The organism is Novosphingobium clariflavum (assembly GCF_026420865.1).
In the GTDB taxonomy this organism is placed as follows: domain Bacteria; phylum Pseudomonadota; class Alphaproteobacteria; order Sphingomonadales; family Sphingomonadaceae; genus Novosphingobium; species Novosphingobium clariflavum.
On sequence record NZ_JAPCWC010000014.1, the window covers coordinates 74237 to 98271 of the forward strand.

Genomic DNA, 24035 nt, shown 5'->3' on the forward strand with positions numbered 1-24035 from the left:
GCGCTGATCCCTGTGGCCGAAATCCGGCCTCCTTCAATCAACCCGTAAAGGGTCCGCTACGCGTGCGCGTGCGGCCGCTTGGGCAAGCCGGCGCGGTGATTGCGGCCAGACCCCGGCCGCCGGGGCACCTGTCGAGCGGGGATGGTCTCCGCTTACCGGACAGGAGTTCGCGTGATGCCGCTTTCCACCGCCCAGTCGCTCGCCTGGAACCTCGCAAAGACGCTGATGACGGTCGTCGTTCTTATCAGGACCGACCACGGCTACGCGGTGATGCCCTGGAACGAATTCGACGGCAATCCGGCGCAAGTGGTGCATGAATATGACCCATTCCCATCCTGATCGGGGGACCAACTCGGCTCCCGGCCGAAGGCAGTTTTCCGTTTCGGCTGGCGCTTCCTCGCGCTATGCTCGCAGTCGCAACATAGCGCTGTGGAGGTGGTGGCAAGCGCGTCCGACGATTCACGTTTCGAAAGGACGCTCTTCATGACCATCTTTCTCGTTCTCGGCCTATTCGCCGGCCTTTACCTCCTCTGGCTGCTCTTCAGGCTCGCTGTTTATGCGCTGCCGGTCGCCACTGGTATCAGCCTCGCATTCTGGATACGCGATCACGACTATGGCTATCTCGCCGCCATTCTTGGCGGCTTCGCGGCGGGTGTCGCGGTGCTGGTCGTCGGTCAGCTTCTCTTCACGGTCATTCGCTCGCCAATCGTCAGGCTGGCCATTGCGTTGCTGTTCGCCATCCCCGCCGGCATTGCCGGCTATCACGCCGTCCAGGGCGTGATCGGGTTTGCGATTGATCCGGGAATGATGCTCTCGACGCTGAGCTGGATCGGCGGTGTCACCATCGCGGTCACCGCATGGATCCGGCTCGCCAGCTTGGAGATTTCACAGCCGGCGCAGGCCGCCGCAGGCGCTCCCACAACAACTGCGCGGTAACGATCTGGATATCCGCCGCCCGACCAAAGCCGGGTTTGTTCCCTGCATGGCTGTTTCCGTGCGGAGCGGTTCCAGACCAGATCATGCCTCCCGGCTGCTATGGCGCTGATGGGGAGGAAGCCGATCGCCGGTTTGCGCTGACGAGCGGTCAATAGACTGACGTCTTCCTGGCACTTGGAATCGACACGCCGACCCCAGATCGGTGGCGGGCACCCGATGCGATGCCTTGCGCGACAGTACCGGCCCAGGCCCGAGGTGATCCTCCAGCACCCGTTCACCCGAATCCCTGATGTCCGGGTTTTGGACAATGCTGTTTCCTTGGTCCCGCATCGCGCCATGCACGGCCTCGTGTCGATGCGCTCTTTGCCGTCAGGCCGCTGACGCTCGCCCGTCTTGCCGCAACGGCTCTGCCCAGACTTTCTTCCCCCGGCGTGCCGCCGTTCCTCGCGGGACCAAGAAAGTCCGGTCCAAGCCGTCCTCCGCTTCGCTGCGGGCCTCCGGCTGCGGCGCCGTTCGTCTGCCGGCTCGTCCAGCGCATCGAGGCCGCGATTGGCGCGGGTTCGAAGTGAAAGGAACACACATCATGGCAAAGATCGGCAGCTTCAAGAAGGTTTCGGGTGAACTCCGGGGCCAGATCGTCACTCTCTCGGTTCAGGCCAAGTCGGTGCGCATCGTCGCGGACGAACAGGCCAGCGGCAATGCGCCCAGCCACCGGGTCTATGTCGGCGATGCGGAGGTCGGTGCGGCCTGGAGCAAGCGGACCAGCGACGACCGGCCCTATCTCTCTGTCAAGCTCGATGATCCCAGCTTCGTCGCTCCCATCTTCGCGCAGCTCTTCGCAGGCGATGATGGCGAACATGACTTGGTCTGGAACCGGCCCGCCCGCCGCGAGCGCGACTGACGCCCGGTAAGGTCCGCCGGCTCTCACCGAGCCGGCGGACATCCCCATAAATGGGGATTCGACTCCCCAGTTGTTGGAATGGCCCGCAAAAACATCAAACGACAGCCTGCGCTCCTGCTTTCGGGAGAGCGCGCATGTCCTGTAAAAAGCCAAGCGACGGCGATCGACGCCTTCTCGACAAGTCCGGATTTGCACAGGAGTTTCTGCGGCGCAATCCCCGCTATCGGTCCGACTATCAGAAGGTCATGCGCGCGAGGCGGGGCTCCACCGAGGAGCAGGAGGTGATGGCCCGGCGCTGGGGCCTCGCCTTTCCCTTGCGCGCCTGGCTCGTTCGCGGCTGACGAACCCGCGCTCTGGCAGGCGTCGCTCGCGCCGACGACGGTCATCCTCGATACGGCGCCGCCCGGCTTTGCCGAAGCCGCGCCGTTAGATCTCGACGCCTGGCCGATCATCCTGGCCGACCGCACACTCTCGACCGGCCGTCATGTCGTCCTCGGCGACATCGACGGGCCGCACCGCCTTTGGGTCCGCGATCCGCTCAAAGGCAGCGCGCTTGCCTATGTCGTCGTGCGCGACGAGGCGGTGGATCTGCGCCACGCGGCAGCGCAGCGGCTCGATCGGCGCCTGGCAGGCGCCCCGCCCATGCGCGTGCCGCCTGGCTTCGCGCCGACACCGTTCCAGCGGCGGCGTCTTGGCATGCTTCTCGACATTCTCGATGCCGTTCTGGGCCGTGAGCGAACCGGGATCACGACCCACGAGATCGCCCGCCGCCATGTCTATCCCGCCATGACCATCGGCCGCGGCAATGAATGGAAATCCTCCGCCGAGCGCCGCCGCACCCAGCGCCTGATCGACGAGGCGCTCGCGCTCATGAACGGGGGATACCGCGCCTTGCTGCGGGGCTGATCCCGCCGGTGCGACAAAAACGCATGGGCCAAAACAACCGCTCCATCCCGACGCTCATGCTCCGCCACTTTCCTCCAGTCCGGTCGATCGCCGCCGTGCGTGATCCCGGCTTCGATGGAGGAACATCATGGAGCAAGCAGCACCGCGCGCGCCGCAATTTCTCAAGACACCCGATGCCGCAGCGCGGCTCGGTCTTTCCCCGCGTACCCTCGAAAAGCATCGCTGTTATGGGACCGGCCCCAATTTCCACAAGCTGGGCGGACGCGTCGTCTATTCGATCGAGGCGCTCGACGCCTGGGCGGAACTTGGCCGGCGGCGTTCGACCTCCGATCCGGGCACCGGCGTCTGCCTTCCCGCCAAGCGGTTCGAAGCGCAGCCGGAGCGCTGAGGCCGTGCCACGCCGCCCATCATCCTCTACCGTGACACGGCTCGAACGCACGCAGCTCGACCTGTTCCGGTCGGTGCCGGCCAATCCGGCGCCGCGCGACGCGCAGGATCTCATGTCCTGGCCCTTCTTCAGCCTCGCCAAATCGCGGCGCGTCGCACCGATCGATTTCCGCATGGGCGAGACCTGGATCTCGGTAGAAGCCGTGCCCGAACATGGTATGGCGACCATCTGGGACGCCGACATACTGATCTGGGCGGCGAGCCAGCTCGTCGAGGCGCGCGATGCCGGGCGGCCGACCTCGCGGCTCATGGCGACGACCCCGCATGAGATACTGACCTATATTCGGCGCGGCACGGGCCGCGACAATTATGATCGGCTGAAGGCTGCGCTGGACCGGCTCCAGTCAACGACCGTCGCCACGTCGATCCGCCAGCAGCATCAGCGCCGCCGCCATCGTTTCTCGTGGATCAACGAGTGGCAGGAGCGGCTCGACGCGCAAGGGCGGCCGCTCGGGATCGAGCTGATCCTGCCCGACTGGTTTTATGCAGGCGTGCTCGACCGCGCGCTCGTGCTGACGATCGACCGGGCTTATTTCGATCTGACCGGCGGCCTTGAACGCTGGCTCTACCGGATCGTGCGCAAGCATGGCGGCCGCCAGGCGGCGGGCTGGAGCTTCGACTTCGAGCATCTGCACATGAAGTCGGGCGCGCTCTCGCCATTGAAGCGCTTCGCCTTCGAATTGCGCGCGATCGTGCAGCGCCAGCCGCTCCCCGGCTACACGCTCAGGATCGAACATGCCCTGGGCAAGGAGCGTCTCAATTTCGCGCCGGTTCCGGTCGATCCGCTCGATGCAGCGATGCGCCGGCTCAAGCTCCCGGCCTGTGGATAAGGCCCGTGCGAGTCGTCCTATCAGGAACCGCCGGAGTCGTCCCATCGGGAACCCGAGAGTCGTCCTATCGGGAACCGTGGAGGTTCGGAAACCCGCAGAAATCCGCGCAAAATCAGCGCCCCTCTAACCATCCTAATAGAGAAGAATATTTCATATTCTTCCTAACCCGGCGCCGGGCTGTGGATTTCGCGCAGCGCGCGCCGACGCCCGCATTGCCGCCACACTACCGCTCGGTGGCGGGCGGGCTGCACTTCATTCCCATTCCCGGAGAAGCCCCATGAACCACCCGCTTGCCTGCGGGCGCGGCGCCGCGCGTACCGCATCGCCGCTTCGCAAGGACTGCACCGAGATCGAACTGATCTGGCTCGAGAAGCGGCTCGAGCACTGGATCCGTTTCGGCCGGATCGCGTCGGAGCGCATCGTCAGCCGCAAGACGCGCATCGTCGCCTTCCGGCCCGATGCTGTCGTCGCGTTCGTGCGCTGGTCGGCCAACGACTTCGGCACTGTCCATTCGCGCATCGACATCCTGCGCGCGGTGCGTCCGGGCGAGGCCTATACGACCGCGCCCTTCGTGCGGCCGGGCGGCGAGTTGCTGCTCTCGATCCAGGGCTGGCCGAAGGTCCACAAGGTGCTCGAGACCATCGACAGCATCGAGGCCGAAGGGCTCGATCCCTGCGACGTCGCGCCCGAGCACTGGCGGCATGTCCATAACCGGCTGAGCGCAGGCGAACCGGCGCGCGCCTATACCGTGGAACGCCATCAGGCATGGCTCAAACGCAAGGTGCTCGGTCAATGAGCCGCCGTCCGCTCTCCCACTTCGTGCCGCACATCGCTGGCGCCGTAATTGGTGTCACGCTGGTCGCGGCAGTTCTGCCGCTGCCCAAGCTGCTGCTCTGGAACGCCAGCGCCAGTGCGCCCATCGGCCTTTATCGCGTCAATCCGTTTGCCCGGCCGGCGGTCGGCGACATGGTCGCCGTCGCGCCGCCGCCCGCGCTCGCCCGGTTCATGGCCGAGCGCCATTATCTGCCCGTCGGCGTGCCGTTGCTCAAGCATGTCGCCGCGCGTCCGGGCGCGCTGATCTGCCGCCGCGGTGCGACGGTGACGATCGACGCGCGCACCGTCGCGGTCGCGCGCGTGTCCGACAGCCATGGCCGAACGTTGCCGGTCTGGTGCGGCTGCCGCGTCCTCAGGACCGACGAACTGTTCCTGCTCAACGCTGCGCCCGACAGCCTCGACGGGCGCTATTTCGGGCCGATTCCAGCCTCCGGCCTGATCGGCCGCGCCACCCCGATCCTCACCCGCGACACACCGAATGCGCCGCTGCGCTGGCGCTCCGGCTGCGCGCAGGGTGCCCCTCTCACCAGCGAAGAAGGAGACATCTTATGCAGATAGGTTGCTTCACCCAAGACGGCGACGGGTTCGTCGGCCGTCTGCGCACGCTCACGCTCGATGTCGCGCTGCGGCTCGTGCCGACCGGCCTCACCGGGCACGGCCGCGCGCCGGACTGGCGCGCCCATCTCGACGACGACAGCACACCTGAAGGCATTGGTCCCGAGGTCGGATCGGGCTGGAACCATGACGGCAAGGCCGGTGCCTTCGTCGCGGTCCAGCTCGATTGTCCGGGTTTCGCCCGTCCGATCCGCGCCAATCTCCTGCGCTCCAATCGCGGCGATGACGGCCATGTCCTGCTCTGGTCGCCGCGCCTGCGGCGTCCGAAAGCGGAGTGAACCGTGCGCATCCGCTTCGCGTCGCGCTGCCGGTCCTGCGCCGTTCGCCTCGCTGGCGCATCGGCCTTGACCGGCACACTCGTCTCCCTCTTTCCGGCCACGCCAGTGCTGGCCACCGTGCCTGCCGCTGCCGCGACGGAGCATCTCTACGCCGCCCATGTGACCGAAGCCGCACAGCGCTTCGGTATTCCCGAGGCGTGGATCTGGGCGGTGATGCGCGCCGAGAGCAACGGCGATCCGGCGGCGGTTTCGCGCGCCGGCGCCATGGGGCTCATGCAGATCATGCCCGGCACCTGGGGTCAGCTTACCGTGCGCTACGGGCTCGGCGACAATCCGTGGGACGTGCGCGCGAACGTTCACGCTGGCGCGGCATACCTGCGCGAGATGGTCGATCGGTATCGCGATCTGCCCACCGCGCTCGCCGCCTATAATGCGGGTCCGGGCCGCGTTGATGATTGGCGCCGGCGCGGCCGCCCGCTTCCCGCCGAGACGATCGCCTATGTCGCGAAGGTCGCGCCCTACTTCGGCACTTCCGGCGTCGCTTCGCCTACCGTCGTGCCCGCAATTCCGCGCGCACCGGCTCCGCCATCCTGGCGCGACGCGGCGCTCTTCGTGCAGCGCGGCAACGGCACTTCGGACGGCGGCGAAGCCGCCGCCGATCCCCCATACATCGCGCAGCCGGCCGACATCGCGTCCGCGCATCTCCCGTCGCCTTCCGGCCACCCGGCTCTGCCTTCCTCGCCCGGCTCACATGGCCTCTTCGTCCCGCTTTCCGGGCGGAACGAACAATGAGCGGTCATGGCGTCCGCTGGTGTTGGCAGGCGTGGAATCTACTGCGTCGGAAAAGAGAACAACGCATTGGAATCGAAGGGGAAAGTCGATGGCGAGATAAAAGGGCCGCCACCTGTGGGGCGTCATGTGGTTGTAAGTCGGGGAGATTTTCGGGTGGCACCGGATTTGGCCCGGTGGCTCGATTTTTCGATTATCGCGGGAAGTCAGCTTGTTGGCGGGTGGCAGCACGGATTTCGGGGCCGTGATGACCACCGGCGACGATGATTTCCGGGTTCGGCCGGGTAGGAGCCGCGATGCGGGCAAGGGCTCTGGCCGCAAGGTCCAGAGCCTCGCGGCACAGGTTCGCCGGGCAGCGGCCAAGGCAGGGTACAGCCGTCGGGGGCCGTCACGCGGCAAGGGCACGGGGCGCCATGGCCAAGGTCGCATCGCGCGTCTACGCACCCGCGCTCCAGCCAATGCCCGACGCGTCGTCATCAAGGCCCGTGTGGTCAGGCACAAGGGCTCGAAGTTTCGCGCGGCGCCGCTCGCCCGGCATATCGCCTATCTGAAACGCGATGGCGTGACGCGCGATGGTCGCGAAGCCAGCCTGTTCGACGCCCGCTCCGATTCTGCGGATGGCGACACCTTCGCCGAACGCTGCGAGGACGACCGGCATCATTTTCGTTTCATCGTCTCGCCCGAGGACGCAGGTCAGATGGCCGACCTCAAGGCGTTCACCCGTGAACTGATGGACGACTTGGGGGCCGATCTCGGCACCCGGCTCGACTGGGTGGCGGTCGATCATTGGAACACCGACAATCCCCATATCCATGTCCTCGTGCGCGGCGTCGACGAAACCGGTGCCGATCTCGTCATCGACCGCGACTATATCCGCGAAGGCATGCGCGCCCGCGCGGAGGAGCGCGTCACGATGGAACTCGGACCGCGCACTCAGCAGGAGATCCGCGCCGCCCTGGAGCGGGAAGTTGATGCAGATCGATGGACGAGCCTCGATCGCCGTCTGCAGCGCATGGCTGATGAGATGATCGGCATGGTCGATCTGCGCCCGGGTGGCGGCGACGATCCCGAAATGCGCCGCCTGCTGATCGGCCGTGCCGGCAAGCTCGAACGGTTGGGCCTTGCCTACGGGCAAGGACCGGCGGTCTGGTCGCTGAGGCCCGGCGCGGAAAAGACGCTACGCGACCTCTCCATCCGCACCGACATCATCAAGACCATGCACCGGGCGATGAGCGACGGCGGCCGCGTGCCCGATACCGGCAGTTTCGCTCTCCATGGTGAAGCTCCGGCCGATCCCATCATCGGCCGCCTGGTCGAGCGCGGTCTGCACGATGAGTTGGCGGGCACGGCCTATGCGGTGATCGACGGCGCCGACGGGCGAACGCATCATCTGCGCTTCGACGATATGGAGATGACCGGCGATGCCAGACCCGGGGCGATTGTCGAGACGCGGAGCTGGCAGGACGCCAGGGGCAATACGCGCTTGTCGCTGGCGACCCGCTCCGACCTGACGCTGGCCGAACAGGTGAACGCGCCCGGCGCCACCTGGCTCGATCGCCAGCTCATCGCCCGCGAACCGGTAGCGGCCAGCGCCGGGTTCGGACTCGAGATCCGCGAGGCGATGGAAGCGCGCGCCCTCCATCTCGAAGGCGCCGGGCTCGCACAGCGGCGCGGCGCGGGCTTCCTCTTCGCGCGCGACCTGATCGCGACTCTCAAAGACAATGAGCTCAGCCAGGAGATCAACGCCATCGCCCAGCGCACGGGTCTCGCTCACCAACCGTCTGCTGCCGGCGACTATGTGAGCGGTGTCTATCGTGAGCGCGTGACGCTCGCCTCGGGCCGGTTCGCGATGATCGACGATGGGCTTGGCTTTCAGCTCGTGCCCTGGCGGCCGGCACTCGACCAGCATCTAGGCAAGCACATCAGCGGCACGATGACGCCTGGTGGCGGCGTCGACTGGTCGCTCGGCCGCGGCCGGGGGCTTGGCCTGTGATCCTCGACATCTTCATCAGCAGGAGCTTCATCCCATGAACGCGACCCGTATCCTCTGGGGCCAGGTCATCGCCGTCTTCTGCGTGACGCTGACCGGCATCTGGGCGGCAACCCAATGGACCGCGCACGCACTCGCCTATCAACCCGAACTGGGTGAGCCCTGGTTCTCGCTGGGGTCATGGCCGATCTATCCGCCGCCAGCTTTCTTCTGGTGGTGGTTCGCCTTCGATGCCTATGCACCGAAGATCTTCGAGACCGGCGCGTTGATCGCCGTGTCGGGCGCGATGGCCGGCATCGTCATCGCGATCGGCATGTCGGTGTGGCGCGCCCGTGAGGCGAAGACGGCCGAAACCTATGGTTCGGCGCGCTGGGCCAGCGAGCGCGAAGTCAAAAAAGTGAAGATGCTCGGCGACGATGGCGTCGTTCTTGGCCACTTCGCGCAGCGCTATCTGCGCCACGATGGTCCCGAGCATGTCCTGTGCTTCGCGCCGACCCGGTCGGGCAAGGGCGTCGGCCTCGTCATACCCTCGCTCCTCACCTGGCCGGGAAGCTGCATCGTCCACGACATCAAGGGCGAGAACTGGCAGCTCACTTCGGGCTTTCGGTCACGGCACGGCCGCGTGCTGCTGTTCGATCCCACCAATCCGGCCAGCGCCGCCTATAATCCGTTGCTGGAAGTCCGGAAGGGCGAGTGGGAAGTGCGCGATGTCCAGAATGTCGCCGACGTGCTGGTCGATCCCGAAGGCAGCCTCGAGAAGCGCAACCATTGGGAGAAGACATCCCACGCGCTGCTGGTCGGCGCCATCCTCCATGTTCTCTATGCGGAGGAAGACAAGACGCTGGCCGGGGTCGCCGCCTTCCTCTCCGATCCGCGCCGCCCGATCGAGACCACGCTGCGGGCGATGATGACCACCCCGCATCTGGGTGAGGCCGGCGTTCATCCCGTCGTGGCCTCGGCCGCGCGCGAGCTGCTCAACAAATCGGAGAACGAACGCTCGGGCGTGCTCAGCACCGCCATGTCGTTCCTGGGGCTCTATCGCGATCCGATCGTGGCGAGGGTGACGCGGGCCTGCGACTGGCGCATCGCCGATCTCGTCGACGGGGCCGTGCCCACTTCGCTCTATCTGGTGGTGCCGCCCTCCGACATCAGCCGCACCAAGCCGCTCATTCGCCTGATCCTCAACCAGGTCGGCCGGCGCCTGACCGAGGAACTGAACCCCAAAGGCCGTCCGCACCGGCTGCTGCTGATGCTCGACGAGTTTCCGGCGCTCGGGCGGCTCGACTTCTTTGAAAGCGCGCTCGCCTTCATGGCGGGCTATGGGATCAAGGCGTTCCTCATCGCCCAGAGCCTCAACCAGATCGAGAAGGCCTATGGGCAGAACAATGCCATCCTCGACAATTGCCATGTCCGCGTCGCCTTCGCGACCAATGACGAGCGCACCGCCAAGCGGATCTCGGATGCGCTCGGCACCGCCACCGAAATGCGGGCGATGAAAAACTATGCCGGGCACAGGCTCTCGCCCTGGCTCGGACATTTGATGGTCTCGCGAACCGAGACGGCGCGACCCTTGCTCACGCCTGGCGAGATCATACAGCTGTCCCCGGAGGAGGAGATTGTCATGGTGGGGGGCGTACCGCCAATCCGGGCTATGAAGGCACGCTACTTCACCGATCCGCGCTTTACCGTGCGGTTGCTGCCGCCACCGACACCCAAACCACTCGATCCGAAGCGACGGCCCAAGGATGACTGGTCCACTCTCATACCGGTGAATGCGCCGCCAGCCCCATCCTCCAATCTGCCCGCGGCTGACGACGGGGACGGGAAGGCGGAAGCCGACGATGCGGAGCCGCAGGGTAGCGATCAGGCTGACGCCGTCGACGCAGCCAATGCCGGCATCCGCCGCGAGCCCGATCTTGGCGAGCATGAGGAAATCGTTCCTCCCGCGAAGGAAATGTCTGGGCAAGAAACGCCCGATGAGGACAATCAGGATGAGGATGCCGCCCGGGCGAAACGCGAGGCAGAGCGGACCATGCGCCGCAATGCCCGTAATGCGTCGCTCGACCCGGATGACGGGATCGTGCTGTGAGTGGAGGCCAGGTCAAGCGCAGCATCCGGCTACGGGCTGATCTGGTGCGCCGTCTCGCCGATCATGCCGCCGCGCGCAGCACCAGCCAGGCCGCGATCATCGAGGCTGCGCTGGAATCCTTCCTGTCGCCCGACGCCGCCGAGCGACTTGAAGCAGCACTTGCCCGCCGGCTCGACCGGTTGACCCGTGATCTCGGCCGCCTCGAATGGCATGTCGAACTGTCGAACGAGACTCTCGCGCTGTTTGTGCGAAACTGGCTCAATGCGGCGCCATCGCTCCCGGATGGCGCTACGCAGGCCGCGAGGGCGCAGGGCCGCGAGCGATGGGAGCGGTTTGTAGACATGCTGAACCGGCGCATGGAGTTGGGGCCGCGGTTCAGGAACGAGATCGCGGAAGATGTAACGAGGTCGACTCGGTCGGATCAGGATACGGGCAGCACCAGTGAATAGCTGGTGCTGCGCCCACCGGCCGGCTCCTTCTCAAGGATGCCGCGCCGGAGCAAATCGTTGATGTCGCGCAAGGCGGTATCGGACGATGCCTTGGTGATCGCCGCCCATTTGGCATTGGTCAACTTGCCCTCGAAGCCGTCCAGCAGGCGGTTGACGACCTTGCGCTGGCGTTCGTTCAAGGGCTGGCCCGCGATGGACTCCCAAAACCGCGCCTTGCGCATGACGCTGGCGAGGATGGTTTCAGCGCCATCAAAGGCGCGGTCCAGGCAGCCGATGAACCACAACAGCCAGGGCGTAATGTCGAGGTCACCCTTCTGCGCCCGCTCCAGCATGTCGTAATAAGCTTTGCGCTCGGTGCGGATTTGCGCGGACATGCTGTAGAAGCGCTGCGCGCTTCCCTCGGCGCGCGCCAGCGCGAGGTCGGCGATGGCGCGGGCAATTCGTCCGTTGCCGTCATCGAAGGGGTGGATGGTGACGAACCATAGGTGCGCGATCCCGGCTTTCAGGACCGGATCCGGCGCGGCTGTCTCGAACCAGTCGAGAAAGCGGGACATGTCCGCGTCGAGCCGCTCCGATGCGGGGGCTTCATAGTGGACGCGCTCGCGGCCAATCGGCCCCGACACAACCTGCATCGGGCCGGCTTCGGCGGTGCGCCATGCGCCCACGGTGATGCGGCTCATACCGCTGCGTCCGGTGGGGAACAGCGCCGCGTGCCAGCCGAACAGCCGTTCGGCAGTCAGCGGCCGCGCATAATTCTGCGTGGCATCGAGCATCATTTCGACAACGCCCTCGACGTTGCGATCCGCTTCCACCAAACCGCCGATGTCCATGCCGAGACGGCGGGCGATGGAGGAGCGCACCTGCTCCCTGTCCAGCACTTCGCCCTCGATTTCGCTGGATTTGATAACGTCTTCGGTGAGCGCTTGAAGCACGGCTTCTTCGCGCAGCGGGAAGCCAAGCGCCTCCATATGCCCGATCAACCGCCCCTGTCGGTGGCGCACGGCGGCGAGCGGCTGGGCAAGCTGCTCGTCGCTCCAGCGCAGGTTCGGCCAGTCCGGCAGTTCGTGGATATAGGTCATATTCACCGCACTTTCTGCGGCGAATATAGCAATTATTCACCGCGAAGGGCAAGGATATTCACCGCATGTCATGCGGCGAATAAGGCGGCTATTCCCCGCATCTATGAGACAGGCGGTTTACGAAACGGTCCAAACGTACAGCCGCACTTAGCATTTCGGCGAATCCCTAAACCACCGGTCAGCGGCGACCAACCGATCCGGCGGTTCATAACGCCGAAGGCGTCCTCAAGTGCGATGGCGCGCTGCTTATCCTCGATGCGGCGTTTCAGGTCGCGGCAGCCTACGCCATTTCCTGTATTACTTCGCCAGCCTGCTATGATCGCAAATCCTTGTTGAATCCGCAGTTTTTCTGCGTCTCTTAATCATCCCCGTCGCGCGGACATTCCTGATCCGCGCCGGAAACGGGGATCATGATGGCATCGAGCTGGACCGATACAGAAGCGAGATCGCGTGGTGCGCGGATGCTGCGCACCGCGATCGGCCCGATGGTCGGACACTGGCTGACCGATCCCCTGGTCGTCGAAGTCATGCTCAACCCCGACGGTTGCCTGTGGGTGGACCGGCTGGGCACCGGCCTTGCCGATACCGGAAGGCGGCTGGCTCCTGCCGATGCGGAACGGATCATCCGTCTGGTCGCGCATCATGTCGGCGTCGAGGTTCATGCCCGCAGTCCCCGGGTCTCGGCCGAACTGCCGGAAACAGGGGAACGGTTCGAAGGGCTGCTGCCGCCGGTCGTGACCGCACCGGCCTTTGCCATCCGCAAGCCTGCCGTCGCGGTGTTTACGCTGGCGGACTATGTGGCGGCGGGCATCATGTCCCAGCCCCAAGCCGATGCGCTGCGTACCAGCGTTGCGGATCGGCTGAACATCCTCGTCGCCGGCGGAACCGGCACGGGCAAGACGACACTCACCAACGCGCTACTGGCCGAAGTGGCACAGACCAACGATCGCGTGGTCCTGATCGAGGACACACGCGAGCTGCAATGCGCCGCGCCCAACCTCGTCGCGATGCGGACGAAGGACGGTGTCGCCTCGCTCTCCGATCTCGTTCGCTCATCGCTCCGCCTGCGCCCTGATCGCATCCCCATCGGCGAAGTGCGCGGCGCGGAAGCGCTCGATCTCCTCAAAGCCTGGGGCACCGGCCATCCCGGCGGCATCGGCACTATCCACGCCGGCAGCGCGCTGGGTGCGCTGCGCCGGATGGAGCAGCTCATTCAGGAAGCGGTGGTCACCGTGCCACGCGCACTCATCGCGGAGACCATCAACCTCGTCGCCGTGCTGGTCCGCGACGGACATGGCCGTCGCCTCGCTGAACTGGCCCGTGTCGATGGGCTCGACCCCGCCTCGGGCGACTATCGCCTCATCGCCCATTCAGCCCCCCAAGGAGAAACCCTATGACCCATGCCGTCCGGCGCGGCGCCCGTCGCGCCGCGTTCACCGCTTCTGCAATCTTCGTCACGCTGATGACGGCCGGTCCGGCATATGCCGGCGGCTCGTCGATGCCCTGGGAAGCACCGCTGCAATCGATCCTCGAATCGATCGAAGGCCCCGTGGCCAAGATCGTCGCGGTGATCATCATCATCGTCACGGGCCTCAGCCTCGCCTTCGGCGACACCTCGGGCGGGTTCCGGCGGCTGATCCAGATCGTGTTCGGCCTGTCGATCGCCTTTGCCGCCAGCTCCTTCTTCCTCAGCTTCTTCAGCTTCGGCGGTGGAGCGCTGGTGTGATGAACGGCGCAGACGACATTCCTGGCTACTACGCGCCCGTCCATCGGGCGCTGTCGGAGCCAATCCTGCTCGGCGGTGCGCCGCGCAGCCTTGCCATCGTCAACGGCACGCTCGCCGGCGCCATCGGCCTGGGCTTGCGCCTGTGGATCGCCGGCCTCGCGCTCTGGGCGATCGGCCATGCGCTGTCGGTCTGGGCGGCGCGGCGCGATCCGCAGTTCGTCGATGTCGCCCGCCGCCACCTCAAATATCCGGCCTGGATGCGGCCATGATGAATTTGTCCGAATATCGTTCCAAGGCCGCTTGCCTTGCCGATTTTCTGCCCTGGGTCGCACTGGTGGCGCCGGGGGTGGTGCTGAACAAGGACGGATCGTTCCAGCGCACGGCGCGCTTTCGCGGTCCAGATCTCGACAGCGCCACGCCCGCCGAACTGGTTTCGGTGACCGCGCGACTGAACAATGCGCTGCGCCGTCTCGGTTCCGGCTGGGCCGTGTTCGTGGAGGCACAGCGCGTTCCCGCGCTGGACTATCCGGACAGTGTGTTTCCCGATCCGGTCTCGGCACTCGTCGATATGGAGCGAGCCGAGCAGTTCCGGGAAGCGGGCAGCCATTTCGAGAGCGGCTATTATCTGACCCTTCTCTGGATGCCGCCTGCCGAGGAGGCCGCGCGCGCGGAGAACTGGCTCTATGAAGGCCGTTCGGGCAGCGGCGTCGATCCGCATGAGCAACTGGCGGGCTTCGTCGATCGGACGAACCGGGTGCTCCATCTGGTCGAAGGCTTCATGCCCGAGGTGGGCTGGCTCGATGACGCTGAAACACTGACCTATCTGCATTCATGCGTATCGACCAAGCGCCAGCGCGTGCGAGTGCCCGAGGCGCCCATGTATCTCGATGCGCTGCTCACCGATGAGGGTCTGACCGGCGGGCTCGAGCCGAAGCTGGGCGAGCACCATCTGCGCATGGCTACAGTCACCGGCTTTCCAACGGCGACCTTTCCGGGGCTGCTCGACGAGTTGAATCGCTTAGCCTTCCCCTATCGCTGGTCGACCCGGGCGATCATGCTCGACAAGACCGACGCCACCAAATTGCTGACCAGGATCCGGCGCCAGTGGTTCGCCAAGCGCAAGAGCGTCGCCGCGATCCTGAAAGAGGTGATGACCAACGAGGCGTCGGTGCTGACCGACACCGATGCGTCGAACAAGGCGGCCGATGCGGACCTCGCTTTGCAGGAGCTGGGCGCGGACCATTCGGGCATCGCCTATGTGACCGCGACCGTGACGGTATGGGATCGCGATCCCGCATTGGCGGCCGAGAAGCTGCGGCTGGTCGAGAAGATCCTCCAGGGCCGCGACTTCACGGCGACAATCGAGGGCATGAACGCGATCGAGGCCTGGCTGGGTTCGTTGCCCGGCCATGTATACGCAAATGTTCGCCAGCCTCCGATTTCCACGCTCAATCTCGCCCACCTGATCCCCCTGTCAGCGGTGTGGGCGGGGGCGGAACGGGATGAGCATTTCGGTGACGCCCCCTTGCTTTACGGCAAGACCGAAGGCTCGACCCCGTTCCGTCTTTCGCTTCATGTCGGCGATGTCGGCCATACGCTGATCGTCGGGCCGACGGGCGCCGGCAAGTCGGTGCTGCTGGCGCAGATGGCGATGCAGTTCCGCCGCTATGCCGAGAGCCAGATCTTCGCCTTCGACTTCGGCGGCTCGATCCGGGCGGCAGCGATCGCCTGTGGCGGTGACTGGCAGGATCTTGGCGGCGCGTTGCATGACCGGGACGGTGGTGAGGGCGTGACCCTGCAACCGCTCGCTCGGATCGACGATCCGGGTGAGCGTGCCTGGGCTGCGGAATGGCTCGCTGCCATTCTTGCCAGTGAAGGCGTCACGGTCGATCCCGCCGCCAAGGAGCATCTGTGGACCGCGCTCGGCTCACTCGCCTCGGCGCCGCCGTCCGAACGCACGCTCACAGGGCTGGCGGTGCTTCTGCAAAGCCAGGAACTGAAGCAGGCGCTCGCGCCATATTGTGTCGGCGGTCCCTGGGGGCGGCTGCTCGACGCCGAGACTGAACATCTGGGCGAGGCAAGCTTCCAGGCGTTCGAGACCGAAGGGCTGATCGGCGCGGCCTCTGCCGCCGCGGTGCTCGCCTATCTCTTCCATCGGATCGAAGGCCGGCTCGACGGACGCCCCACGCTCATCATCATCGACGAGGGCTGGCTGGTGCTCGACAGCCCGGCCTTTGCCGCGCAGCTTCGCGAATGGCTGAAGACCCTGCGCAAGAAGAATGCATCGGTCATCTTCGCGACCCAGAGCCTCGCCGACATCGAAACGTCGAGCATTGCGCCCGCCATCATCGAAAGCTGCCCGACGCGCATCTTCCTCCCCAATGAGCGCGCCGCCGAGCCGCAAATCTCACGCGTATATGAGCGGTTCGGGCTCAACGCCCGGCAGATCGAGATATTGAGCCGGGCAACGCCCAAGCGCGATTATTATTGCCAGTCGCGGCGCGGCAACCGGCTGTTCGAGCTGGGCCTGGGCGAGGTCGCGCTCGCCTTCGCGGCCGCATCGTCAAAGTCCGACCAGCTCCGCATCGGCGAGCTCGTCGCCAAGCATGGGACGCACGCCTTCGCCGCCCATTGGCTCAGGCAACGCGGCCTCGACTGGGCTGCCGCCCTGCTGCCCGAACCCGATCCGCTGACAACATCCATCCCGAGCGACGAGCTTTTGCTGCCGCTCGATCCCGAGGAGTTACGCTCATGAAGAAATATCCGCTTAGCCGCGCCTTGCTGGCTGGCGCTATCGCATTGTCCGTCACCGGCACGATGACTGCCGTTCCGGCGCATGCGCAATTCGGTTTCGGCGGCATCGTCTATGACCCGACCAACTATGCGTCGAACGTCCTGCAGGCGGCCCGCGCGCTGCAACAGATCAACAATCAAATCCAGCAGATCCAGAACCAGGCGACCAGCCTCATCAACGAGGCGAAGAATCTCGCCAGCCTGCCGGTCTCGACGCTTTCGACCTTGCAGAACCAGGTCAACCAGACCCGGCAGTTGCTGAGCCAGGCCCAGCGCATCGCCTATGATATGCAGAGCATCCAGCAGGCGTTCGAAGGCCGCTACAAGGGCAATGCGCTCACCGGCGACCATGCCCAGATGGTCGCCAATGCCAATGCGCGCTGGGAGGACAGCGTCGGGGCGCTCGAGGATGCGCTGCGCGTGCAGGCGGGCGTGGTCGGCAATTTGGGCGGCACCCGCGCGTCGATCGACACTCTGGTCGGCGCCAGCCAGTCGGCGAGCGGCGCTTTGCAGGCGGCGCAGGCCGGCAACCAGCTTCTCGCGCTCCAGTCGCAGCAGCTTGCCGACCTCACCGCCGCGGTCGCCGCGCAGGGCCGCGCCCAGGCGCTCGAATCCGCGCGCAACGCTGCGATCGAAGCCGAGGCACGCGAACGGTTCCGCCGCTTCCGGGGCAAGAACTGACATGAGCCGCACGGCGAAGATCGCAGCGGCCGGCGCGCTTGGCGGGCTGTTCATGGCTCTGACGATCGGCATCACGCTCCGCGAGGACCGCCACGTCGAGACAGTCATCGTCCCGGCGGACGAGAGCGCAGCCGATCCACAGACACGCGATCTTCGCCGCTGCCGCACGCTCACCATGCCCGACAGCGGCTGCGAGGCGGCATGGGAAGAAAAGCGCCGCCGCTTCTATCGCAAGGAGGACCGGCCGTGAACGACACCGGCGTTATCGACACCTTCCTCGGCGTCTTCACCGGCTATATCGACAGCGGGTTCGGCCTGCTTGGCGGCGAGGTCGCCTTTCTGTCCTCGACCCTGATCGTAATCGATGTGACCATCGCCGCGCTGTTCTGGGCCTGGGGCGCCGACGAGGATGTGCTTCAGAGGCTGGTGAAGAAGACACTCTATATCGGCGTCTTCGCTTACATCATCGGCAATTTCTCGAGTCTCGCCACGATCCTGTTCGACAGCTTCGCCGGGCTCGGTCTCAAGGCTTCGGGCGGCGGGATGGCGCTCGCCGATTTCATGAAACCCGGCACGGTCGCCGCGACCGGCCTTGATGCCGGCGCGCCGCTGCTCGACGCGACCGAGGATCTGGTCGGGCCGGTCGGCCTCTTCACCAATTTCCCCGAGATCATGATCCTGCTCGTCGCCTGGCTGATCGTGGTGCTGGCCTTCTTCGTGCTCGCCATCCAGGTGTTCGTCACCATCATCGAGTTCAAGCTGGTGACGCTCGCCGGCTTCGTGCTGCTGCCCTTCGCCTTCTTCAATCGCACCGCCTTCATGGCCGAGAAGGTGCTGGGCCATGTCATCTCGTCGGGCGTCAAGGTGCTGGTGCTGGCGGTCATTACCGGCATCGGCACGACGCTGTTCACCCAGTTCACCAATGCCGGTGTCGGCGCCGAACCCGACATCGAACAGGTCATGGCGATCGCGCTCGGCGCATTGACGCTGCTCGGGCTCGGGATCTTCGGCCCCGGGATCGCCAATGGCATCGTCGCCGGGGGTCCGCAGCTCGGCGCCGGCGCTGCTGCCGGAACGGCGCTTGTTGCGGGCGCTTCGCTGGCCGGCGGTGCCGCGGGCGCAAAGCTTGCAGCCGGCGCGGCCGGTTCCGCGGTTGCGGCGGGTGGCAGGGCGACCGCCGCGACCGCCAGCGGTGCCGCCCGTGCCTCCGGCGCCGCGGCTGCCGCCTACAGCATGGGCTCGTTGGGCAAGACCGGCGCCAGCGCCGTTGCCGGTGGGATGGCCGCTACGGGAGAGGCCGCGCTTGCCAGTGCCGGCAGGGCCGCCGTCTCGCCCTTGCGCAAGATGGCCGACAAGGCTGGGCAGGCATTGCGGTCGAACTTTCGTAGCGGCGCGCGCTCCACATTCGGAGTGGCGCCGGAAGGCCCGGCTGCTCCGGCTGCCGCCGCTCCTGCGGGGTCTGGAGCGGGAACGGCGTCTTCATCGAGCGGACCGCCCTCCTGGGCGAAAGCCATGAAGCATCGCCAGGCCATGACGCAGGGCGCGACCATGGCGACGCACACCCTCAAGGGCGGCGACAGCCACGGCGGCGGCAACGGACCCGACGTCTCCGACAAGAGCTGAATTCTCGAAAGGACAACTGCATGTTCCGACGCCCCTCCATCCGCTACGGCCAATCGCCCGAGCCGGTCACGCCCTATCAGCGTGCCGCGCAGGTCTGGGACGATCGGATCGGCTCTGCGCGCGCCGCGGCGAAGAACTGGCGGCTCGCCTTTTTCGGATGCCTCGTGCTTTCGGGCGGATTGTCTGCCGGCCTCGTTTGGCAATCGGCGCGGGGGCATATCACCCCCTGGGTGGTCGAGGTCGACAAGCTGGGTGCGGCGCAGGCCGTTGCGCCCGCCGACGTCGATTATCGCCCGACCGATCCGCAGATCGCGTTCCATCTCGCGCGCTTCATCGAAGAAGTGCGTTCGGTGCCCGCCGATCCGATCGTGCTGCGTCAGAACTGGCTGCGCGCCTATGATTTTACTACCGACAAGGGCGGGCTCGCGCTCAACGATTATGCGCGCAGCAACGATCCTTTCGCACTGGTCGGCAAGATGCAGGTCGCGGTCGATGTGTCGAGCGTGATCCGCGCCTCGAACGATAGCTTCCGGGTCGCCTGGACCGAGCGGCGCTATCAGGATGGTGCGCTTGCCGAGACCTCGCGCTGGTCTGCGATCCTCACCGTCACCGTCCAGACTCCGCGCACGCCCGACGGCCTGCGGAAGAACCCGCTGGGCGTGTTCGTCAATGCCCTCAACTGGTCGAAGGAACTCAGCCAATGAGACAGATTCCATTTTGCAAGGCTGTTCCCGCCTTGCTGATCTCCGCGTCCGCGCTTGGTGCCTGCACAACGACGTCGGCGAAGCCGCGCGCCGTCGTTGTGGAAGCCCCGCGTGAAGTGTTGGCGACCCCGGAACCGGAGCGCGCCGTGCAGGTTGTGGCCATCCCCGAGCCGCTGCCGCTTGCCGGCCAGTTGAAGCCGCTCGGGAACGGCGCGCCGGTATCGGAACCGGAGGATCCGCGCCGCCGTGTGGGCGCCGCCAATGTCGCCGCCCGCGTGGAGCCCAGCCGCGACGGCTATGTGAACGCGATCCAGCAATATCCCTGGGCCGATGGCGCGCTCTATCAGGTCTATGCCGCTCCCGGCCAGGTGACGGACATCGCGCTTCAGGAAGGCGAACAGCTTGTAGGCCCAGGGCCGGTCGCGGCCGGTGACACCGTGCGCTGGATCATCGGCGACACGGTGAGCGGAACTGGTCCGACGGCGCGCGTGCATATCCTCGCGAAGCCCACCCGACCGGACATTGCCACGAATCTGATCATCAATACCGACCGGCGCACCTATCATCTGGAACTGCGTGCGACGCCCTCCACCTGGATGGCCTCGGTGTCGTGGACCTATCCGCAAGATCAGCTCATCGCGCTGCGGACCGCCGAAACCGAGCGGGCGCGCAATACGCCGCTGGCTTCGGGTGTGGACCTCACCGCCCTCAATTTTCGCTATCGGATCGATGGCGACAGGCCCGACTGGCGGCCGGTGCGCGTGTTCGACGATGGCCGGCAGATCTTCATCGAGTTTGCCGAGGGCGTGGAGCGCACGGACATGCCGCCGCTGTTCGTCACCGGCGACACCGGCCCTACCGAGCTGGTCAATTATCGCGTGGTGGGCCGCTATATGATCGTCGACCGGCTCTTTTCCCGTGCCGAACTGCGGCTCGCTTCGGGCAAACGAGAGGCAAAGGTCAGCATCGAGCGCGAAAGCCCGCGCCGTAAGGGCCGGTCATGAGCGGGCCGGGAGGAGAAAGGGCTGAAGCTGGCGAGCCGGTCGTCGGCCTGCCGCAGGATCCCGCAGCGAGGCCGAATGCCGGGGAGGAACCGGAAGCGGCGCCAGCTGCCGCTCCGCCGCCCGTCCATGACGGGCAGGCGTTCCGCTTGCGCGGTGATCCGCCGTCCGTCATGCGCCTTTCTCGTAAGGCACTTGCCTCTGTCGGTGCGGTCGCCTGCCTCAGCATCGGCGGCGCGCTCGTATATGCGCTTCTGCCTGCGCGTCATGCCGACGCACCGAATCTCGTCGAAACCGAGAGCCGGAACAAGGCGGACAATGTGACCGCGGCGCCGGCCAGCTACGACAAGGTTCCCAAGCTCGGTCAGCCGCTCCCGGGCGACCTCGGCCGCCCGATCCTTTCGGCGCAGCAAAATGGTCAGGCCGTTCCCGCGCCGCCCATGGGGACGCCGGCTCCTCAATCGGTGGACCCGCGCATCGCTGCAGCGGAACAGGCTCGCCAGCGCATCATGCAGGAGCGCGACACCGCGCGCACCAGTCGATTGTTCCTCGGCGAGGCAATGAGCGGCGCGCGCGCTTCGGCGGCGTCTGCCGAACAGGCTATGCCGCCCGCTTCAGTTGGCATTGCGGCCAATCCGGCTCCCGCGCCGACTGGCAAGCGGGGCTTCATGGCCGTCGCCGCCGACCGCTCCACCGCCAGCAATGAGCGGATCGCTCCGCCGGTCTCACCTTATATCGTGCAGGCGGGCAGCATCATCCCGGCTGCGTTGATCACCGGCATCCAGTCGGATCTTCCAGGCCAGATCACCGCGCAGGTCACGCAGAATGTCTATGACAGCCCGACGGGACGCATTCTTCTCGTGCCCCAGGGCTCGCGGCTGATCGGCGAATATGACAGCGAAGTCTCGGCGGGCCAAAGCCGCGTTCTGCTCGCCTGGGATCGGCTTATTCTTCCAGGCGGCCGCTCGATCCTGCTGGACCGTCAGCCAGGTGCCGATGCGTCCGGCATGGCAGGGATCCGGGATCGCGTGAACTATCATTGGGGCAGCATGCTCAAGGCCGCGCTGGTCTCGACGTTGCTGGGCGTCGGGACCGAGCTCGCAACCGACAGCGACGACGCACTGGTCGAAGCGCTGCGTTACGGCACGCAGGACACGGTCAATCAGACGGGGCGGCAGGTCGTACAGCGCCAGCTTAGTGTCCCACCGACACTCACCATACGCCCAGGCCATGTCCTTCGCGTCATCGTGACGCGCGATCTCGTACTCGAGCCGCTACGGAGGGAACAGTGATGAGCAAGTTGAAACTGGGTCCGATCGATGATGACAAGCCAGTCAAGCTGACCTTGGAACTGCCTGCGGCCGTCCACCGCGAACTCATTGCCTATGCCAGGGTTCACGCCGCCCAGACCGGCCTTTCCCAGCCGCTCCCCGCCGAGCGCCTGATTGCGCCGATGCTCGAACGGTTCATGGCTACCGATCGCGGCTTTGTCAGGAACAGAAGTCAGTCCGGGTCCAAATCGGATTAAATTCCGGATAGTGGATACACATGCGCCTCCTATCCGCTAGAATAGCGCTACCGCTTGCTTGCGAGCGGGTGACCGGGTGACTGCCGCGTATGTCCAGGCTCAAGCTAAAGGCGTCGGTGCGTGCTCCCAACGCACGTTCTCACTACTCGGTCACATTTCTCGCGTAATGCACCATATCTGCTTAGCAGATGACTTCGATTATAATCGAATTATAATCCGATTATAAAATAGATTGCGGCAACTCGATCTGAAACCCTTTCGCATGCGGCTGTTCGAGTCGCGTGAAGGAAGGAGTGAGACAATGGAACGCACCGAAGTAATCGAGGAGGTCATCGACCTGGGCAAGGCGTCGGTCGAAACCAAGGGCGAGGCGCTGATCGATCAGGATGTCGGCGGCGGCCGGCAGCAGTTCCTCACCGGAATCGCGCAGGACTGACTGGAATAGGGCGTGCGATTTCTTCGCACGCCCTTTCTAGCGGATGCCTGCAATGCACTATGGGACGGCACCCGGCATATTCTACTGCCGCGCGGGGTCACGCGTAATTTTTCTGGACATGAATAGGGATCGCTATTTCCAGTTAGGCGCAGATCTCGAAGCCAGTTTCCTGTCCGTCATCGAAGGACATTCCGCACCAACGCTGGCCGTTTCGGCCCTGACCGAGAGAGGCATCCTGTGTTTGAAAGACGGCTACGAAGTGAGGCAGCAGGTCGAATTGCCTGTGCCGTCACGGGCAGCGGATGCGCTGAAGGGTGAGACAACCCTGGGCGAAACGCTGAGGGCACTCCTTGCCGAAACCCGGATCAGGAAACGGCTCGACCGACAGGGACTGGCGTCGGTCATTTCTTCCCTGCGCAGCGAGAAAGCTAGGGCGGTCACCGCTTCAATCGATCATCCTATGTCGGCCGGAACAATCAGGGCCTTCGAACTGGCGAAGCTCATCAGGACGCCGGCAAACCGATGCCTGTCGCGCTCGATCGCTCTTGTTCAACGGCTCGCCGCACATGGATGTGCAGCTCATCTCGTGATGGGGGTCAGGGTTATTCCGTTCGCCGCGCATAGCTGGGCACAGATTGGCGACGTTGTTCTCAACGATTCGCCCGAGGAGGTCGCGCGCTTTACGCCGATCCTCGTCCTGTGAGCGCCCTTCGCTTTCTCCTGCGCATACGAAAAGGGCGGCAATCCCCGTTGCGGATCAGCCTTGTTCAATCTCCATCCGTTTCTTCCGATGATGAGGCTCTATTATGGTGCAGCGATCCAGCAAGAGTGCTGCACCTCCCGGCCGATCAGGGCGTGATCATCGGCCGCCTGTTCTCCCGCGAGACATTTTCAGCCATTGAGGAGATGACTGCTGCCGAAGCAGCAAGGCTCATCGATTCGGGCGGTGCCGCACTGATCAAGGACTATTGGGGGGCGTATGTTGCCGTCCATCAAAGCGATGCTGTCGGCGGCTATTCAATCACAAGGGCTCCATCGGGCTTTTTGCCATGCTACCAGGTTGAAACGCGCACGCATCACATCTGGGCCTCGGATCTGCATACGCTGTCTGCGGCGGGGATTGCCGTGTCGAAGGTGGATTGGGAACGCCTCTATGAGCATCTCCAATGGCCTGACGTGCGCCGCCGGCATAGTTGCATCGAGGGAGTGTCGGAACTGGCGCCCGGCAGCGCAAGGACAGTATCCGGCGATGCACCCAAAGATCAAATGCTCTGGGAGCCGTGGGTATTCACGCACCCGGACGCGGCGATCGATCCGGATCAGGCCGTCACGCGCCTGCGCGACACCGTCTTTGCATCGGTCAGTGCTCTCGCGTCGGACTATCAAAATATCATCGTGGG

Annotated in this window: 29 protein-coding genes; 28 read left to right on the forward strand and 1 reads right to left on the reverse strand. The window is 65.4% G+C overall.

Going from position 1 to position 24035, the window contains the following annotated elements; all coding sequences use genetic code 11:
- The first annotated feature begins 174 nt into the window (after positions 1 to 174).
- The 14 genes from OKA11_RS16515 (at position 175) to OKA11_RS16585 (ending at position 11064) form a co-directional block, all read left to right on the forward strand.
- Positions 175 to 339, forward strand: coding sequence for a hypothetical protein (locus OKA11_RS16515; RefSeq protein ID WP_173676424.1), 165 nt, complete (start codon positions 175 to 177; stop codon positions 337 to 339).
- 144 nt (positions 340 to 483) lie between these two features.
- Complete coding sequence (locus OKA11_RS16520; protein WP_267222277.1) at positions 484 to 936, forward strand: hypothetical protein; 453 nt, start codon at positions 484 to 486, stop codon at positions 934 to 936.
- A gap of 583 nt (positions 937 to 1519) precedes the next feature.
- Entirely contained in the window at positions 1520 to 1837 is a 318-nt protein-coding gene (locus OKA11_RS16525) for a DUF736 domain-containing protein (protein ID WP_267222279.1), read from the forward strand.
- 134 nt (positions 1838 to 1971) lie between these two features.
- On the forward strand, positions 1972 to 2178 hold the full coding sequence (locus tag OKA11_RS16530; protein WP_267222281.1) for a transcriptional regulator domain-containing protein: 207 nt from the start codon (positions 1972 to 1974) through the stop codon (positions 2176 to 2178).
- A gap of 43 nt (positions 2179 to 2221) precedes the next feature.
- Entirely contained in the window at positions 2222 to 2743 is a 522-nt protein-coding gene (locus tag OKA11_RS24685; protein ID WP_379489455.1) for a DUF2285 domain-containing protein, read from the forward strand.
- A gap of 127 nt (positions 2744 to 2870) precedes the next feature.
- The gene (locus tag OKA11_RS16545; protein WP_267222287.1) at positions 2871 to 3131 is read left to right on the forward strand and encodes a helix-turn-helix transcriptional regulator; all 261 of its coding nucleotides are present in this window, start codon (positions 2871 to 2873) and stop codon (positions 3129 to 3131) included.
- Between the two features lie 31 nt (positions 3132 to 3162).
- Positions 3163 to 4020, forward strand: coding sequence for a replication initiator protein A (locus tag OKA11_RS16550; RefSeq protein ID WP_267222289.1), 858 nt, complete (start codon positions 3163 to 3165; stop codon positions 4018 to 4020).
- A 277-nt stretch (positions 4021 to 4297) separates the two neighbouring features.
- Positions 4298 to 4816: a DUF2840 domain-containing protein gene (locus OKA11_RS16555; protein WP_267222291.1), complete on the forward strand. Its 519-nt coding sequence runs from the start codon at positions 4298 to 4300 to the stop codon at positions 4814 to 4816.
- Positions 4813 to 5412: a S26 family signal peptidase gene (locus OKA11_RS16560; protein ID WP_267222293.1), complete on the forward strand. Its 600-nt coding sequence runs from the start codon at positions 4813 to 4815 to the stop codon at positions 5410 to 5412. Before OKA11_RS16555 ends, OKA11_RS16560 begins: the two co-directional genes overlap by 4 nt.
- Entirely contained in the window at positions 5403 to 5747 is a 345-nt protein-coding gene (locus OKA11_RS16565) for a DUF736 domain-containing protein (protein ID WP_267222295.1), read from the forward strand. The genes OKA11_RS16560 and OKA11_RS16565 overlap by 10 nt, the downstream gene beginning before the upstream one ends.
- A 66-nt stretch (positions 5748 to 5813) precedes the next feature.
- The gene (locus tag OKA11_RS16570) at positions 5814 to 6539 is read left to right on the forward strand and encodes a lytic transglycosylase domain-containing protein (protein WP_323748327.1); all 726 of its coding nucleotides are present in this window, start codon (positions 5814 to 5816) and stop codon (positions 6537 to 6539) included.
- Positions 6540 to 6783: 244 nt separating this feature from the next.
- Complete coding sequence (locus tag OKA11_RS16575; RefSeq protein ID WP_267222335.1) at positions 6784 to 8529, forward strand: relaxase/mobilization nuclease domain-containing protein; 1746 nt, start codon at positions 6784 to 6786, stop codon at positions 8527 to 8529.
- A 34-nt stretch (positions 8530 to 8563) separates the two neighbouring features.
- Positions 8564 to 10615, forward strand: coding sequence for a conjugal transfer protein TraG (locus OKA11_RS16580; protein WP_267222297.1), 2052 nt, complete (start codon positions 8564 to 8566; stop codon positions 10613 to 10615).
- Entirely contained in the window at positions 10612 to 11064 is a 453-nt protein-coding gene (locus OKA11_RS16585; protein ID WP_267222299.1) for a CopG family transcriptional regulator, read from the forward strand. Before OKA11_RS16580 ends, OKA11_RS16585 begins: the two co-directional genes overlap by 4 nt.
- Here the strand turns inward: OKA11_RS16585 and OKA11_RS16590 are convergent.
- A complete protein-coding gene (locus OKA11_RS16590; protein ID WP_267222301.1) occupies positions 11037 to 12143 on the reverse strand; it encodes a Fic family protein in 1107 nt (368 codons plus the stop codon). The genes OKA11_RS16585 and OKA11_RS16590 overlap by 28 nt on opposite strands.
- Before the next feature lie 413 nt (positions 12144 to 12556).
- On the opposite strand from OKA11_RS16590, the gene trbB reads away from it, so the two are divergent.
- The 14 genes from trbB to OKA11_RS16660 form a co-directional block, all read left to right on the forward strand.
- Complete coding sequence (trbB, locus tag OKA11_RS16595) at positions 12557 to 13540, forward strand: P-type conjugative transfer ATPase TrbB (protein WP_267222337.1); 984 nt, start codon at positions 12557 to 12559, stop codon at positions 13538 to 13540.
- Positions 13537 to 13869: a TrbC/VirB2 family protein gene (locus OKA11_RS16600; protein ID WP_267222303.1), complete on the forward strand. Its 333-nt coding sequence runs from the start codon at positions 13537 to 13539 to the stop codon at positions 13867 to 13869. Before trbB ends, OKA11_RS16600 begins: the two co-directional genes overlap by 4 nt.
- Entirely contained in the window at positions 13869 to 14138 is a 270-nt protein-coding gene (locus OKA11_RS16605) for a VirB3 family type IV secretion system protein (protein WP_267222305.1), read from the forward strand. The genes OKA11_RS16600 and OKA11_RS16605 overlap by 1 nt, the downstream gene beginning before the upstream one ends.
- A complete protein-coding gene (trbE, locus tag OKA11_RS16610; protein WP_267222307.1) occupies positions 14135 to 16624 on the forward strand; it encodes a conjugal transfer protein TrbE in 2490 nt (829 codons plus the stop codon). The genes OKA11_RS16605 and trbE overlap by 4 nt, the downstream gene beginning before the upstream one ends.
- Positions 16621 to 17343, forward strand: a complete 723-nt coding sequence (gene trbJ, locus OKA11_RS16615; protein ID WP_267222309.1) for a P-type conjugative transfer protein TrbJ — start codon at positions 16621 to 16623, stop codon at positions 17341 to 17343. Before trbE ends, trbJ begins: the two co-directional genes overlap by 4 nt.
- Position 17344: 1 nt before the next feature.
- Entirely contained in the window at positions 17345 to 17593 is a 249-nt protein-coding gene (gene trbK-alt / locus OKA11_RS16620; RefSeq protein WP_267222310.1) for a putative entry exclusion protein TrbK-alt, read from the forward strand.
- The gene (trbL, locus tag OKA11_RS16625) at positions 17590 to 18966 is read left to right on the forward strand and encodes a P-type conjugative transfer protein TrbL (RefSeq protein ID WP_267222312.1); all 1377 of its coding nucleotides are present in this window, start codon (positions 17590 to 17592) and stop codon (positions 18964 to 18966) included. The genes trbK-alt and trbL overlap by 4 nt, the downstream gene beginning before the upstream one ends.
- A gap of 20 nt (positions 18967 to 18986) precedes the next feature.
- Positions 18987 to 19670, forward strand: a complete 684-nt coding sequence (gene trbF, locus OKA11_RS16630; protein WP_267222314.1) for a conjugal transfer protein TrbF — start codon at positions 18987 to 18989, stop codon at positions 19668 to 19670.
- Complete coding sequence (gene trbG / locus OKA11_RS16635) at positions 19667 to 20674, forward strand: P-type conjugative transfer protein TrbG (protein WP_267222316.1); 1008 nt, start codon at positions 19667 to 19669, stop codon at positions 20672 to 20674. The genes trbF and trbG overlap by 4 nt, the downstream gene beginning before the upstream one ends.
- On the forward strand, positions 20671 to 21963 hold the full coding sequence (locus OKA11_RS16640; RefSeq protein WP_267222317.1) for a TrbI/VirB10 family protein: 1293 nt from the start codon (positions 20671 to 20673) through the stop codon (positions 21961 to 21963). Before trbG ends, OKA11_RS16640 begins: the two co-directional genes overlap by 4 nt.
- Entirely contained in the window at positions 21963 to 22199 is a 237-nt protein-coding gene (locus OKA11_RS16645; RefSeq protein WP_267222318.1) for a DUF2274 domain-containing protein, read from the forward strand. Before OKA11_RS16640 ends, OKA11_RS16645 begins: the two co-directional genes overlap by 1 nt.
- 301 nt (positions 22200 to 22500) lie before the next feature.
- On the forward strand, positions 22501 to 22635 hold the full coding sequence (locus tag OKA11_RS16650; RefSeq protein WP_153802708.1) for a benenodin family lasso peptide: 135 nt from the start codon (positions 22501 to 22503) through the stop codon (positions 22633 to 22635).
- A 52-nt stretch (positions 22636 to 22687) separates the two neighbouring features.
- Positions 22688 to 23338, forward strand: a complete 651-nt coding sequence (locus tag OKA11_RS16655) for a lasso peptide biosynthesis B2 protein (RefSeq protein WP_267222322.1) — start codon at positions 22688 to 22690, stop codon at positions 23336 to 23338.
- Between the two features lie 47 nt (positions 23339 to 23385).
- Positions 23386 to 24035: asparagine synthetase B family protein (locus OKA11_RS16660; protein ID WP_267222324.1), on the forward strand; the 650-nt coding region annotated here is incomplete at its 3' end.

Bases quoted from the DNA above. Each gene is read 5' to 3' on its own strand.
- OKA11_RS16515 (WP_173676424.1), top strand. From the start codon at position 175: ATGCCGCTTTCCACCGCCCAGTCGCTCGCCTGGAACCTCGCAAAGACG.
- OKA11_RS16520 (WP_267222277.1), top strand. From the start codon at position 484: ATGACCATCTTTCTCGTTCTCGGCCTATTCGCCGGCCTTTACCTCCTC.
- OKA11_RS16525 (WP_267222279.1), top strand. From the start codon at position 1,520: ATGGCAAAGATCGGCAGCTTCAAGAAGGTTTCGGGTGAACTCCGGGGC.
- OKA11_RS16530 (WP_267222281.1), top strand. From the start codon at position 1,972: ATGTCCTGTAAAAAGCCAAGCGACGGCGATCGACGCCTTCTCGACAAG.
- OKA11_RS16545 (WP_267222287.1), top strand. From the start codon at position 2,871: ATGGAGCAAGCAGCACCGCGCGCGCCGCAATTTCTCAAGACACCCGAT.
- OKA11_RS16555 (WP_267222291.1), top strand. From the start codon at position 4,298: ATGAACCACCCGCTTGCCTGCGGGCGCGGCGCCGCGCGTACCGCATCG.
- OKA11_RS16560 (WP_267222293.1), top strand. From the start codon at position 4,813: ATGAGCCGCCGTCCGCTCTCCCACTTCGTGCCGCACATCGCTGGCGCC.
- OKA11_RS16565 (WP_267222295.1), top strand. From the start codon at position 5,403: ATGCAGATAGGTTGCTTCACCCAAGACGGCGACGGGTTCGTCGGCCGT.
- OKA11_RS16575 (WP_267222335.1), top strand. From the start codon at position 6,784: ATGACCACCGGCGACGATGATTTCCGGGTTCGGCCGGGTAGGAGCCGC.
- OKA11_RS16580 (WP_267222297.1), top strand. From the start codon at position 8,564: ATGAACGCGACCCGTATCCTCTGGGGCCAGGTCATCGCCGTCTTCTGC.
- OKA11_RS16590 (WP_267222301.1), bottom strand. From the start codon at position 12,143: ATGACCTATATCCACGAACTGCCGGACTGGCCGAACCTGCGCTGGAGC.
- trbB (WP_267222337.1), top strand. From the start codon at position 12,557: ATGGCATCGAGCTGGACCGATACAGAAGCGAGATCGCGTGGTGCGCGG.
- OKA11_RS16600 (WP_267222303.1), top strand. From the start codon at position 13,537: ATGACCCATGCCGTCCGGCGCGGCGCCCGTCGCGCCGCGTTCACCGCT.
- OKA11_RS16605 (WP_267222305.1), top strand. From the start codon at position 13,869: ATGAACGGCGCAGACGACATTCCTGGCTACTACGCGCCCGTCCATCGG.
- trbE (WP_267222307.1), top strand. From the start codon at position 14,135: ATGATGAATTTGTCCGAATATCGTTCCAAGGCCGCTTGCCTTGCCGAT.
- trbJ (WP_267222309.1), top strand. From the start codon at position 16,621: ATGAAGAAATATCCGCTTAGCCGCGCCTTGCTGGCTGGCGCTATCGCA.
- trbK-alt (WP_267222310.1), top strand. From the start codon at position 17,345: ATGAGCCGCACGGCGAAGATCGCAGCGGCCGGCGCGCTTGGCGGGCTG.
- trbF (WP_267222314.1), top strand. From the start codon at position 18,987: ATGTTCCGACGCCCCTCCATCCGCTACGGCCAATCGCCCGAGCCGGTC.
- trbG (WP_267222316.1), top strand. From the start codon at position 19,667: ATGAGACAGATTCCATTTTGCAAGGCTGTTCCCGCCTTGCTGATCTCC.
- OKA11_RS16640 (WP_267222317.1), top strand. From the start codon at position 20,671: ATGAGCGGGCCGGGAGGAGAAAGGGCTGAAGCTGGCGAGCCGGTCGTC.
- OKA11_RS16645 (WP_267222318.1), top strand. From the start codon at position 21,963: ATGAGCAAGTTGAAACTGGGTCCGATCGATGATGACAAGCCAGTCAAG.
- OKA11_RS16650 (WP_153802708.1), top strand. From the start codon at position 22,501: ATGGAACGCACCGAAGTAATCGAGGAGGTCATCGACCTGGGCAAGGCG.
- OKA11_RS16655 (WP_267222322.1), top strand. From the start codon at position 22,688: ATGCACTATGGGACGGCACCCGGCATATTCTACTGCCGCGCGGGGTCA.